This is a genomic window from Peribacillus sp. RS7, assembly GCF_041956845.1.
Lineage (GTDB): Bacteria > Bacillota > Bacilli > Bacillales > DSM-1321 > Peribacillus.
Genome location: NZ_CP168135.1, coordinates 1,197,310 through 1,211,043 on the forward strand (window position 1 = coordinate 1,197,310; position 13,734 = coordinate 1,211,043).

Sequence of the window (13,734 nt, forward strand, 5' to 3'; positions counted from 1 at the left end):
AATGTGTTTTCATACAAAAAAGCTGCCTTAAAGACAGCCCCGATCTTCAGCTAACGCACCTGTTAGTGAAATAACTATAAACTCTCAGGTAAATGATGTTTATACATTTCTATTGCATCATTATGTTCCTCTAATACAGCTATCGTTTTGGGATGTGGCTTTGTATAGATAACTGGATAGTCCTTTTCATCCAATTCCTCATGAGTGGGAAATGCTAATTTTTCTTCATCAATTGAAAATTGAGCATCAATACCCTTTTTATTTCCACGAGCATCTAATCTTACCCATTTATTAATTGATTTTAAGAAAACAGCATTTAAAGCGTGAATACAATACCCCTTTTCCGGTGTATCAAACAACATCAATCTTTGATAGCAGAAACCTGTTGGTATGCCTTGCAACCGTAATAAGGATGCGAATAGATTTGATTTTGCATAGCAAATCCCCTCTTTATAGGCTAATACATCTGATGCATTACAAGTAACACGATTCCCTTGAATATCCCAAGAATGAGAAATTTCGTCACGAACAAATTCAAAAGCTACTTTTGCTTTTTCAATTTCTGTTTGAGAAGGGTCGAAAAGGTCATCCACCTTTGCTCTAATTATAGGGTTAGAATAATTAACTTCACTTAATTCAAGTAGATAATCATCCAATTTTTCTGACTCACAAACCATATTCACTAACTCCACCCACCCCTATTTTGTATAAAAATGTATATATTAAAATTATTTTATATTAAGGAGGACTGAATTTATAGGTGTACTGTTTAACTATTCTGCCCCGATTGTTTATTAAGAACAAAATAAAAAGGACCCTTGGTCCCTTAAAAATACTTTCTATACAAGTCTCTCCGCATTGCACCACTTAGATATGCATAAATTTTTGTGGTTTCACTTTTTTCATGACCCATTAAATTTTGTATCACTTCTAGAGGAGCTCCATTATTCAATAAATTTGTGGCATAACTATGTCTAAGCTGGTGGGGATGAATGCTCTTTTTAATGTCCGTTCTCTTTGCTACCAGTTTTAAAATGTTCCTCGCTTGAGAAATACTCATTCGATGGGGTGCGCGTGTTGTCACAAATAGTGCTTCCTCATGATCTTTTCGCTCACTTAAATATCGCTTCAACCATATTTCACAACGAGTATTGAAATATACTTCTCGTTCTTTACGCCCTTTACCTAAAACGATTGCTGATTGATTAGAGAAATTGATTGAGGCCTTATCTAGAGTTATTGCTTCACCAATTCTGCATCCTGTTGAATACATAAACTCAAATAAAGCATTTTCGAATGTTGTATGACAAGCTTCCCGCAAATGTTCAATTTCCTCTTCAGACAAGTATTTTGGTACCCTTAATTCTAATTTTGGTTCCTTGATTTTGGAAGCAGGATTTCCATTAATTAAATTTTCATCCTGAGCCCATCTAAATAAAGATTTAATAAATCGAATTCTGTGACCCAGACTGGATGGCTTAAGCTTTTCAGCTGCTTTTCCCAGATAAACTTTAAGAGAATTAGTTGACAGTTCTTGAATGGATATATTTCCAAAACTATTCACCAACAAGTTAAATTGGACGTAATAGGCCTTTAATGTTTGTTGAGAATAACCTTGGATTTGCTTATCTGCCTTATATAAACCCCATACATCAGTTAAGATCATACCTGTTTCTCTCCAATCTATACCATATTAATAGACAGTATAGTCAAAAGAAGATCTATTATACTAGATTAGTAGAGTTTTCATTAAACAATAACACTGTTTGTTAAAGAAGAAAAAGCTGCCTTAAGACAGCTCTGATCTTCAGCTAACGCACCCGTTAGTTCATAAGGACACAGTAAAAAAAGTCCCTTATTGGGGCTGTTTTTATTTAGATAATATTAAATTAAGTAAAAGCCTGTGACCAAAACAAAAAGGTAAATAAACATAGAGTATAGAGTTAAAATGTATTCCTTTTTTTCTCTTTTATATTTCCATTCCATGAAAGTACGAAAACTTAATGAAATAAGGAAGTAGCCAATAAGCAAGGGGATAGTATTATCAACAAACCATATTAAGATAAGAAACGCTATTAGCATAGACATTTCAATCCACTTCTGAAATTTATTAACACTTTTGTAAAAATGACCCTTACTTTTGCCAATCTTTAATTTCTTCTTCAACCAACGTTCAAACACTATTGCAATAATTAAAAACGCTATAATAAAAATGATGTAATTTAACAAAAAACTCACCTGCCCCTTTAGTTGCATAAAGAAAAGGCTGCCTTAAAGACAGCTCTAATCTTAAGCTAACGCACCCGTTAGTTCATTAAGAAAAGAATGCCTTGGCAACTATTTAGGTATACCGATTTCTTGTAATGGATAAAATCGAAATTTCACTTCTCCAACAATCGAGTCGTAGGAAATAAATCCGAAAATCCTGCTATCCTTACTATTTAAACGATTATCCCCCATCACAAATAACATGTTTTTAGGCACTTTGGACTCTCCAGTTTTTTCTTGCAATGAAAAGTCCTCTGTCAGTTTATTAAATGGATTATCTTCTTTATTTGCATTTAAATACGGTTCCTCTACGGCTTTTCCATTAATATAGAGCACATCATCTTTCATATCAATACTATCTCCAGGAAGACCTATTACCCTCTTAATATAGTCTTTACCATCAACATCTGGTGCATCGAATACAATCACATCAGACCGTTGAATTTCAGTCGTTTTACTTACAACTACTCTATCTTGATCTTGAAAGGTAGGCGACATTGATGCTCCCAATACAGTTGTAGGTGTAAAAAGAAGCTGTCTACAAATAAAAACGATGATGAATGCAAAGACAATTGATTTTACCCAAGAATAAATTTCTTTTTTTGTACTTTCTTTCATGGTTTCCCTCCAAATATAATCTTGTTTTAATATATTAATTCTATCCTATATCAAGGGATATTAACAAAATTTGGTTCATAGTTCTTATACAACTATTCTGCCCCATTAGTTGCATAAAGAAAAGGCTGCCTTAAAGACAGCTCTGTTCTAAAGCTAAGCACCCATTAGTTGAAAAACTATGCTTTTTTATTTTGGGTATTTTCGTATAGATTGATGCTATAAGGGGGCATAAAACACTCCTTTTAAAAACAAGCAATCAAGAATACAAGAAGGATTAACGCACCTATTAACGACATAAAAAACGTTGTGATTAGCAAGGTATGGCGTAATGGTGACTTTATTTTGAAGGCATTATAGCAAAACAAAATTCCTAACACCAATGCAATTAGAGAGCATATTTGTCCAAACCTTGTATCCAATTTATCTGTCATAAAAACCAACGCATACAAAACAAGCATATGAATAGTAACAAGAAGTATACAGATTGTATTTAATATTTTAGCGTTTTTTAAAATTTCCATACTTCACCTCCAAACTCTACTCTTATCCAAATCACACCATTTCTATCTTCAGCTATCCTGCCCCTTTAGTTCCATAAGAAAAACGGTTAAACTTTTTTCAAATCGGTACGACTAGAATAAAGAAAGCCTACGATCCTTGCTATTTAAGGAAGTAGGCTTTTTTTACTTTTTCTTTTTATGTAGGCTATGATATTGAATATTGTTGATATTTATTAAAGAAATGAGTAACTTCTAGTTCAAAGAAATTACTCTTCTTAATCAAATTAATCTTTAACTTTATTTTTGTGTCTATTTGCTAACTTCATAGCGAAGAACTGAGGAATCAAATTCAAAAAACTAACCAAGATTAATAATTGATTTGGAGTTAGTGGCTTAAAATAGCCACCCCATCGTTCGTTCCCTGTCATCTCGTTTATGAAATTAAATGAAATTATTACAGATAATATATTACCAATAATAAGAGAGATTGAATTATTAAAGAGTTTGCCGAAGAAAGCAAGAAGTGAAGTCACTACAATCATAATCAAATAGCCAAGCATTGAACGGTTAGCAAAATCTTGGTGCATTGAAAAATAAACAAAAGGAAAACAGTATAAACAGACTATTAGAATACCAATTACTATTTTTCTTAGAACAAGCAAAATCTTATTCTTCATATATCCCCATCCCTATACCTTTGTCTATCTCCATAGTCCCCACCGCCTGTAATTCATTTAAACGACTTAAACTCTCTTCTTTATTAAAAGAACTATGCCAACGATAATCATATTGATCCAATATACGGTAATGGTTACTAATCAAATTTTGTTGCAAACGAAAATCCCCTCTATACTCGATTTCTTTCCACCATATCTTACCACCCATTGTTTTTTCTTTAGGCGTACCACCATTTTTGCTAGTTATTAACTGAACAAAATCAATTGGATTGTCACCAATTGATGATATCAGCAATTGGCTATGATTAAACAAAGCACAAAATGCAACAACGGTGGTCCAATTGGCTTCTGTTCTTCTTTTTTCAATTTGAACTAGTGTTTTTTTTGAAATTCCTAGAATTTCAGACATCTTATCTTGAGAAAAACCTTGTTCTGTTCGGACAAGTTTCATTTTTTCTGATATTAAATTGATGAATTCTTCTTTTTCCATATATACTAAATACTCCTTTTTAGTGTAATTTTACACTAAAAGTATTATTTTTCAATAAAAAATACCTCTTTTGAATAAAAAAAACTTTAAAACACAAAGAAAAAAGCAAGAAATAACCTTGCTCTAAATAAGTTTAAAATGGAAATATTTCTTAATTTAAACTGCCCCATTAGTTCCATAATAAAAAGCTGCCTTAAAGACAGCTCCGATCTTCAGCTAACGCACCCGTTAGTTCATTAAAGCTAGTTTTTATTTGTGATTTTTTAATATTTGAACCTCTTCTTCTAGTTTATCGATTTTTTGTTGAAGTTCTTTCTTAGGTTCTGAAATTCTTCGACCTAATATAACGAGGAAGCCGGTAATAGCAATAACTCCCCCAGCAGAAGCTATAATCAAAATCAAGGCAATGTCAAACATAAAAACAACTCCTAATTTATTTTCTATATTGCAGGTAGACTCCTTAATGAAGATAATTAAGTTAACTTTACCATAAAAAACCACTTCCTTATGCAGCCCCGTTAGTTGCATAAGAAAAGGCAAAATTATACAGTGGATTTATTTATGGTTTTTAAGTGTGATATTCATAAGATTGTTGCTAATGTTATAATTTCTAAATAGATATATCATCTAGTTATTATATAATATAGGTAAAAATCGTAGGAGCGCTTTTATGTTCATCATAATTTCATATTGTCTAATTTGTGCCATAGTAAGTTTGGTTATGGTTTATTTATTTGCTTTTGCAAAAAAAAATTGGTTACTATTCATTCCTTCCCTATTTTCCTTGCTATTAGGTGGATATTTATACTTTTTAAGTCAGTTCCAACGAATTAAAGAAGATAAATTATCTGCTAATTATTATAGTCACCCTTTTTCAGAACCTAGCGTAAATACTAATTTCATTCTCTTACTTCTAACGCCCCTGATTATTTGTACTTTAATATGGACTATTATCTTATATAAATTAAAAGTAAAACGCGATACAAAAGAGAAAATCACAAAATAAATGTCTTTGATTTATTAAGTTAACGTGGCGTTGGACACCCCTTTAGTTCCATAATAAAAAAGCTGCCATAAAGACAGCTCTGATCTACAGCTAACGCACCCGTTAGTTTATTAAGAAAGTAATCTAATGCTACTCTATTAGTACCAGATCAAATCAAGTGACAATTAAGAATAGGTCAGCATTTGCTATCCTATGTAAAATACCCTTTATCTTTTTTTATATCTACCATAAAGGCTCATCATTATCACTCAATTTGATGAAAAATGGAAAAAACACAATAAATACAAGACTTAAATAACCTAAAGTAAATATTCGTTGAGTCTTGGATGAAATATATTGTTTATTTCCGCAGTTAGGACAGTTTTTCCCCTTCTTTGAAAATCCGAGCGACCAAATTTCTTTAGTTTTCCACTTGTAGTTGCAGTTAGTACAATGTGCCATCTGTATCCCTCCTTTTACGTCTAATATTGTTACGTTGTAATCACTTTTTAGTTTCATCGAATGATAGAACCTTTTCATTTGTGTAGAAAATGGAAATTCCTTGTTGAACTATCCTGCCCCGTTAGTGCCATAAGAAAAAGGCTGCCTCAGCAACCTTCCTAAAGCACCCTTTAGTTCAATAAAGGCTATTAAATTTTTTCTAAATTTTTAGTGAGTCTGATAATCCAATACAATACTATCCACGGAAGTATGAACTTTGTAGCCCATTCAATTACATTAGGAATTAAATATGATGAGTTTATATTAAATAACGGAAGTATTAGCCAAAGTACCAATAAAACTATGATACCAATAATTAAATTTTTCATTTAGATAGCCCCCCTATAATCTCATATTACCATAATAACCCATTATTCTTCTTCAACTAAACTGCCCCGATAGTTCCATAAGAAAAAGCTGCCTTAAAGACAACTCCGATCTTAAGCTAACGCACCCGTTAGTTCAATAAAAATAGGTTTTCATTGTCAGTCCTTTATAAACAGTAACCATCTGAAGGAATTGAATTTGAATTCCTTACATGAATAGAAATTCGGTCATTTGTAAAAGGCTTCATTCTTTTCTTTAAATCGTTTAACAAAAAAGCTAAATAAAATGCTCGTAAATAAATAATATAACCCTAAAATCGATAAAGAATCTGTTAAAACCATCCATAGATCATTACCTTGAATAACAAATCTCCATAAAAAAAAGCTAATCATAAAAATTATTGGAAATAATAGAAAATACCCCAAAAAGTATAAAGTTCCCTTTACCATTGTAATCACCCTTATTCAGACATTTAATTAAAAAAGACTGTATTTATGCTCATTTGATTTTAAAAATCCTCATTTGTGGTTCTTCTTAACTTTATTAGTTTCTCAAGACGAAGATAAATAAAACCAACCGAAAAACCAACAATGAAACCACCTGCAACTGCAACAACACTCTATTCAACAATACCTCTTTTCGGATTTATTTATCTTAAAATAGGTAGTTATTAAGAGCATAAGAATATATTGTTATTTATTTCCTGCTTATTCCACTAACCTGCCCCTTTAGTTCCATAAGAAAAGGAGCTGATGATCAGCTACTGGTAATGAAGTAAAGCACCTGTTAGTGCAATAAAAAATTCTATTTTAATGCCTTTATCTTTCAGTTTCATAATCATTAATGATTACTTTTATAATATTACATTGTTCATCTGCGACTGCTTTGTTAGATTGTTTATTATAGTTGTAGGTTATTAAAGCCTTCCATAAAGCCCAACCTCTTGCTCTATTCCAAGTTTCTGCATCAAAATTCAATGCATTCTTAAATGTCTTTCTGCTACTATCATCAAAAAAAGTCCAAGCCATTGCAGCATCGCAAGAAGGGTCTCCTACTCCCAATATCCCAAAATCAATAACCGCACACAATTTACCATTGTCAACTAATATATTTCCTGGGGCTATGTCACCGTGGACCCAAACTGGGTCACCAGCCCACTTTGAATTTAATGCCAATTCCCAAATTTCTTTCAATAGGTGTTTATTAAAAGTATTTACATTATTATTAATGGCATCTCTACACTCATCATCGTATACAACAATATCTCCGCCTCTATAAAAATTATGTTCTCCAGCTAAGGGACCTCCACTGGCGTCAATAGATTGTAATTCAACTAAAAATCCCCCCAAATCATTTGCAAATTGATTTGAATCATCTATATTTTCTAAAGTTAACGTCTCTCCATCCAACCATTTGTTGACTGACCAAGGATGTGGGTAATCCTCACTTGGTTCTCCTTTAGCTAATGGTTCAGGTATTAGTGTTGAAAGATGCTTGGCTAAAATGGGTAACCATTTTTGTTCTTTTTCAACTTGAGGTACATAGGCTTCATCACTTGGTAACCTAACGCTCATACTGTTGCCTAAGTGAAAAGTTTTATTATCATTTCCACTTTTTTTAACAGGCTTAATTTCCAAATTAGACCAATTTGGAAATTGGCTATTTATTAACTTCGAAACTAAATCTACGTCGATTTTTATCATTTAATTTCTCCTTCTAATTTTATTTATTCATCTCCAAAACCCAGTTACAGTCACAAATTTATTTGACCCTTTAATTTGATTACATTTAATGTACCATATACTTACTACTACAAAGACTTCTTATTCCACTATCCTGCCCCGTTAGTTGAACAAGGAAAACTCCACACTAGAGTCATTGAATTAATAACACAATTGTACGAAGACACAAAGATAAGTACATTGGGGACATGAATTTGAGTACATAGAGTTATTAATCCACTCAAAACCGCACCAATTCAATCTCTATCAATTTTGAGATACAAAATCGAGTACATTATATACAGTCATTAATTTATCTGTAAATACAAAGGGGAAGGCAATATCTATACCCTCCCCTTTTTCGAACACAACCTATTTTTTTAATCTTCTTGATTATTTTTTGATCCTTAATGAACTAACGCACCCGTTAGTTCATTAAAAAACCCAGTATGGAAACAAAGAAAAGAAATGAAGAGCATACAATGCTCATATAAAATCCTTTTCTATCTTTTTGAAGTTCGGCTATTCCTGTTACTAACATAATTGCCCCTAAGAACAACATAGAATACGGCATCAACTCAAAATTTTGAGTAATTATCTGATAGGCTGATAAAGCAAGAACAATTATTGCTAAGATAATTCTAACTATCTTCAAGAATATATTTCCCCCTAAAAATTATGTTGGTACAATTTTTTAATCATACCATTTAACACCTGTTCATTTGTGCGGAAAATGGAAATTCCTTCTTTAACTATCCTGCCCCGTTAGTTCAATTAGAAAAAGGTTGCCGCAGCAACCCCCTATTTCACAAAAACTAGCAATTCGTTAAATAAAATAATCTACATTATACATGATACCTAAAGCTAACAATAGGTAAGTAAGTGTAATGACTGTAATGACATATTCTTTTGAGTTTTTCAGGTACTTCCACTCCATAAACAACTGAAAACCCATTGATACAATTAAAAAGCATATCCAATACCACTTTATAACATTTCTGTCCTCTACTGCAAAGGGAAGAGTACATAAAAAAATGAATAGAATTATACCTCTTCCCCAACGGTCAATGTTCTTACCAGAAGTTTCTGATATCTTTTTCTTTTCTACACCGAGCCATTTCCTTAAAAATTTATCTATAAAGAGAGAAAAAATAATAAGAATGATAAAGAACACTAAGAATTTCATTAAACATCCCCCTTTTATAGCCACTTGATCTATATTTTACCACAAAATTATTTATATCTTATTCAAACTATCCTACCCCGTTAGCTCCATGAGAAAAGAGCTGATCGTTACAGCTCACTAATGAACTAACGCACCCGTTAGTTTAAGTGTACTTATTCACAATAATAGCAACTACCTTTAGAAATGATATTTGTATTTATATTTTACCGATTATATTTCCAACATTATCTAAGAAGTCTATATTTATGTTAGAGAAGTTCTTTTGATTATTATTGTTCATCAATATCCAAATTCTAGTTTTATCATTGAGCATAACAATATCTGCATCTATTCCATTAACTTTTATGGTCTTCGTTTCAGTAACTATATCTTTTGGTATGACACCGTGTAAAAGAATATCTTCATTTAACTCATCAACAACACTTGAATATGAATAACCTCTATCTTCATCTTGAGAATAATATGTTTGTTTCCAACCAAATTTCCCTTTTTCAAACTGTACTAATGAAACATTATTACCAACTTCAAATGGCACAAATGTATAATTACCAATTCGGTAAAATTCTTTATCGCCAATTTCATTTTGAGCAACTTCAGTCTTAAATTCGCTATTTATGAATTTTTCAAAGGCTTCATCGACAGTTTTAGAACTTAGATTTACAGTTTCTATACTTGCAAATATTGCATATATAAAAATCATTGATATGACAAAAATTGAGATTGTTTTTGTACGTCTCCCCAAATTATCTCTTCCCCCATTATTTTTTATTTTCACTCTTAAATTTCTTGAATTAACTTATTGTTATTTTATCAGTTGTTCTTGTTAAACTAAACTGCCCCTTTAGTTCCATAAGCAAAGAGCTGCCTTAAAGAAAGCTCTGATCTTCAGCTACGCACCTGTTAGTTGATTAAGGATGGTCTTTACACCATTAGACTATCAAATAAAATTCCTGAAAAAATTAACACCATCCCAATAATGATATGGACTTTTTTTTCATTCACTTTTGAATTTTCTAAAATAGTAAAGATGATTCCAATTAGGCCAATATATACAACACTTCTTATAAAATAAGATGTATTTACAAGAAAAAGGTTAGGAAACTTTTGATAAAGACCAGATGTAACACCCATAACAAACAAAAAAAGAGGAATTCTTAATTTCCAATACATTTCTTTACCCCATTTAATCAAGGAAATTATTCCATTATTTTATCATTAATCAATTCATAAATGAGTTATTAATGAACTAAACTCCCTCAATAAACTAAACACAATCTCACGATTGCTCTAGAATTCTTAGGATTTCATAGTCATATCATTAACCGTTATCTATGTAAGCTCGGCATTACTCCTCTAGGATAGGGATTTATCGAAAAAAGTGTATGCTAAACTAGCCAATCATAGGAAAAAATTGGTTTAAGTAATGTTATGATCGCACTTTAGGATATCCACATGTCTCATGGAGGTCAACCCTCCCATGTCTCACAGAGTCGATGCTCCTACATTCCTTCGTTCAACCTTTCCATGAGGTGGATGTCGGTCATGCTGCCCCACAGGATCTAAGTCCTCACGTTAGTTGCTTTGCCGACTAATCCGTGCTTCACTTTTAAATAAGTGTTAATTAAATGACCGTGTAACCATAAAAATCCGATGAACTATGCGACTGTTTGATGTGCTACAAATGTTGCCATATGAGGGATATCCTTTAACATCTTGTCTTCTTGAAACGTAAATTGTTTTTTACCGATTGAAAACAGAATTCGAATAAGCTTGTTACACAAAGCTATCAGAGATTGCATTTTCTTTAAGGGGTTGTGAGAACGTGTTGTGTAATATATATGAAGAGCTTTAAAAGCCTTGTTCTTTGCCACCAGTATCATGGCTGCCCGGAATAAGAGAGCCCTTAATTTCTTTCGTCCCCGTTTGGTAATCTTGGTCTGACCTTTGTGCTTTCCGGATGTGTTTTCTTTTAAACTTAAACCTGCTAATTTTACGATTTGGCGAGGATGTTGATAGTCTCTGAGGTCGCCGACCTCTGCGAAAAAACCTGCTACTGTATCTCGACCGATTCCTGACACCTCTAACATCTGTGTGACACCTGGGATATGGTCTAATAACTGATCTAATTGATGATCTATTTCTTCGAATTTCATTTGAATAAAATCATACTTCTCTAGTAAAGCTCTCAACTCTAATTTCGCCATAGCTGCCCCTTGACGAATACCAATCGAACGATTGGCTGCTTCTTTAAGTGCTCGTATCTTCTTTAAGCCTATACTGCGTTTTACCACTTGTCTTAAGGAAAGTAAGAGCTCTTCATCCGTATAATTTACAAGTTCATGTGGCAAAGCTTCTAGCTTTAGAAAATGAATAGCTGCCTTGCCTTCCCAACTTTTGAACACCGTCAAAAATTCGGGAAAGTAACGATCAAGCCAGTTATGAACTTGTCCCTGAACGACCTGTAAATCAACGTTGAGAAGATCGCGAAGTTTTTTGGCCACTCGGAGTTCTGCATAAATTCCTCGTGGAATTGTTGGTTCGGCGTATCTTCCGTCTTTGACTAACTGTGCGATGACTTTTGCATCTTTCACGTCATTCTTTGTAGGTGAATTATCGTCTAATTCTTTACTTCGTTTAACATGTAGTGGATTGACAGATACGAACTTAATATTATTCTCTTTTAGAAAATGAGCTAGATTTAACCAGTAGTGACCGGTTGGCTCCATGCCTACAATCACTTGATTTAACTTACACCCTTTAACAAGTTGGGTAATCCAATCTAGAAACGAATGAAATCCTGCTTTCGTATTTTCAAAGAAACACGTTTTACCTAGTTCCAATCCTCTAAAATCTTGTGCTCTCGCGACATGATTGTGCTTGGCTATATCTACTCCGACAATTAAGGTTTCAGAAGTAATTTGAGAGATTTTATGATTTTGGTTATAATTCATTGTGAGACCTCCAAATAGATGTATTGTCCTTTTTAGCTGGGCAGCTCAGGACACATTCATCTTATCAAGAGGTCTTTTTTCGTTCAAACCTCATTTTCAGTTATTACAGGAATGCTGCCCCTTTAGTTCTATAAGAAAAAGCTGCCTTAAAAACAGCTCTGAGCTTCAGCTAACGCACCCTGTTAGCTGAAGAACTAGGATATTTCAGTTTTTCTTTTGTAAGAAGACAGAATCCCAAAACCAATAAATAGCAGCTGCTGCAAAACTAAAACCGTAATATATTTGGGTTTTAACTAAATATGTAGGTTCAACTCTAAATAACATTACATTAAATAAAAATACTGCTACAAAAGAAAGTACCGTGTAAATTAAAAGATAAAACACATTAAATTTTCTCGGGCGTTTATTAAATATAATTTGCAAGGGTACTGCAAAAAGTAAATAAGGTATAACAACATAAAAAGAATAAATAATAACAGGCATTAACTGCAACCAAGAGGGTTCTCCACTAACTACAATTATAAAAACAGAAAAAGAGATACAAGACAAGAATAGACTACCAAAATAATAAGGTATTACATCGCTAATTTTCGATACTTTTTCACTTAATTTCCAAACCTCCAATTTTTCTCAACCTTTCCAAATGTCATGTTACTTTTTTCCATAATAATATCATTTCTTCAACTATTCTGCCCCTTTAGTTCCATTAGAAAAGCTGCCTTAAAGACAGCTCCGTTCTTCAGCTAACGCACCCGTTAGTTTAAGTAGATTTTTTCACAAACTTTTTAGTATTTCAGTTAATACAGGAATGCTGCCCCTTTAGTTCAGTACCATTTTCCGCATAATTTTTCACCACTCAAATTCAGGATTAAACTCTTCCGGATCCATCATTGCTTTTGTGTAGGTGACCGGTTTTTCGTTCGGCATAGTGATAGTTAATTCTGTTCTATCCTTGTTTAACTCTAAAGTTATAAATGAAGTCCGATTGGTCTTTTCTTTGCTGTATGATACCGCAGTCATTTTGTGTCCCGTGGATTCTGCTAATTTAAAGTATCTGATATCCTTTTTTTCGTTTTTCTTTTTGATATTTTCGTACTTTATCTCATCGCCATTAGATGAAATCACTATGTATGTCTTATATGTCATCCAACCGCCGTAAATATGATACTTGGTTACTTCATAAGATGGTACACTGTTAGTTCTTGTGGGTTCTTCCTTAGTTATTCCTTCTTGGGTATCTATCTTTTTAGTATGTTTGACTTGTTCTGTCTCACAAGCAGCAAGACTACCTAAAAGCAGGAGTCCAACTGTGATCTTTTTCAAAGAAAACAAAGGCCTTCCCTCCTAAAAGATGGATGTAAATTTCGAATCATTAAATTATCCACCCTAACATAGTGTTGAAAACAATAACCTGAATATTATACCATAATAAACCAATTTCTTTTAGAACTAACCTGCCCCGTTAGTGCCATAAGAAAAAGGCTGCCGCAGCAACCCCTGTTATTGAAGT

The 13,734-nt window shown here is 32.8% G+C and carries 16 protein-coding genes; all 16 read right to left on the reverse strand.

Annotation, left to right across the window (positions count from 1 at the left end; all coding sequences use genetic code 11):
- Positions 1-74: 74 nt before the first annotated feature.
- Entirely contained in the window at positions 75-683 is a 609-nt protein-coding gene (locus ACDZ29_RS06155; RefSeq protein ID WP_375090384.1) for a transglutaminase family protein, read from the reverse strand.
- A 143-nt stretch (positions 684-826) separates the two neighbouring features.
- A complete protein-coding gene (locus ACDZ29_RS06160; RefSeq protein ID WP_375090386.1) occupies positions 827-1,666 on the reverse strand; it encodes a tyrosine-type recombinase/integrase in 840 nt (279 codons plus the stop codon).
- Positions 1,667-1,884: 218 nt separating this feature from the next.
- Positions 1,885-2,256: a DUF4181 domain-containing protein gene (locus ACDZ29_RS06165; RefSeq protein WP_375090388.1), complete on the reverse strand. Its 372-nt coding sequence runs from the start codon at positions 2,254-2,256 to the stop codon at positions 1,885-1,887.
- 81 nt (positions 2,257-2,337) lie between these two features.
- Positions 2,338-2,886, reverse strand: a complete 549-nt coding sequence (gene lepB, locus ACDZ29_RS06170) for a signal peptidase I (RefSeq protein WP_054399317.1) — start codon at positions 2,884-2,886, stop codon at positions 2,338-2,340.
- A 242-nt stretch (positions 2,887-3,128) separates the two neighbouring features.
- Positions 3,129-3,407: a hypothetical protein gene (locus tag ACDZ29_RS06175; RefSeq protein WP_375090390.1), complete on the reverse strand. Its 279-nt coding sequence runs from the start codon at positions 3,405-3,407 to the stop codon at positions 3,129-3,131.
- A 263-nt stretch (positions 3,408-3,670) separates the two neighbouring features.
- A complete protein-coding gene (locus tag ACDZ29_RS06180) occupies positions 3,671-4,063 on the reverse strand; it encodes a hypothetical protein (protein WP_375090392.1) in 393 nt (130 codons plus the stop codon).
- Complete coding sequence (locus ACDZ29_RS06185) at positions 4,053-4,553, reverse strand: helix-turn-helix domain-containing protein (RefSeq protein ID WP_375090393.1); 501 nt, start codon at positions 4,551-4,553, stop codon at positions 4,053-4,055. Before ACDZ29_RS06185 ends, ACDZ29_RS06180 begins: the two co-directional genes overlap by 11 nt.
- 249 nt (positions 4,554-4,802) lie before the next feature.
- Positions 4,803-4,970, reverse strand: a complete 168-nt coding sequence (locus tag ACDZ29_RS06190) for a hypothetical protein (protein ID WP_214926281.1) — start codon at positions 4,968-4,970, stop codon at positions 4,803-4,805.
- A gap of 2,214 nt (positions 4,971-7,184) precedes the next feature.
- Positions 7,185-8,069 (reverse strand): aminoglycoside phosphotransferase family protein, encoded by an 885-nt coding sequence (locus ACDZ29_RS06195; protein WP_375090395.1) that lies wholly within the window; start codon positions 8,067-8,069, stop codon positions 7,185-7,187.
- Between the two features lie 445 nt (positions 8,070-8,514).
- Positions 8,515-8,742, reverse strand: coding sequence for a DUF3953 domain-containing protein (locus ACDZ29_RS06200; RefSeq protein ID WP_375090397.1), 228 nt, complete (start codon positions 8,740-8,742; stop codon positions 8,515-8,517).
- Positions 8,743-8,913: 171 nt separating this feature from the next.
- Positions 8,914-9,273: a DUF4181 domain-containing protein gene (locus ACDZ29_RS06205; protein ID WP_201254589.1), complete on the reverse strand. Its 360-nt coding sequence runs from the start codon at positions 9,271-9,273 to the stop codon at positions 8,914-8,916.
- Positions 9,274-9,469: 196 nt separating this feature from the next.
- Positions 9,470-10,048, reverse strand: coding sequence for a hypothetical protein (locus tag ACDZ29_RS06210; protein WP_289326527.1), 579 nt, complete (start codon positions 10,046-10,048; stop codon positions 9,470-9,472).
- Between the two features lie 146 nt (positions 10,049-10,194).
- A complete protein-coding gene (locus ACDZ29_RS06215) occupies positions 10,195-10,443 on the reverse strand; it encodes a hypothetical protein (protein WP_214751089.1) in 249 nt (82 codons plus the stop codon).
- Between the two features lie 485 nt (positions 10,444-10,928).
- Positions 10,929-12,224, reverse strand: a complete 1,296-nt coding sequence (locus ACDZ29_RS06220; protein ID WP_375090361.1) for an IS110 family transposase — start codon at positions 12,222-12,224, stop codon at positions 10,929-10,931.
- Between the two features lie 204 nt (positions 12,225-12,428).
- Entirely contained in the window at positions 12,429-12,848 is a 420-nt protein-coding gene (locus ACDZ29_RS06225) for a UPF0715 family protein (protein ID WP_375090398.1), read from the reverse strand.
- A gap of 225 nt (positions 12,849-13,073) precedes the next feature.
- Complete coding sequence (locus ACDZ29_RS06230) at positions 13,074-13,556, reverse strand: hypothetical protein (RefSeq protein WP_375090399.1); 483 nt, start codon at positions 13,554-13,556, stop codon at positions 13,074-13,076.
- Between the last annotated feature and the right edge of the window lie 178 nt (positions 13,557-13,734).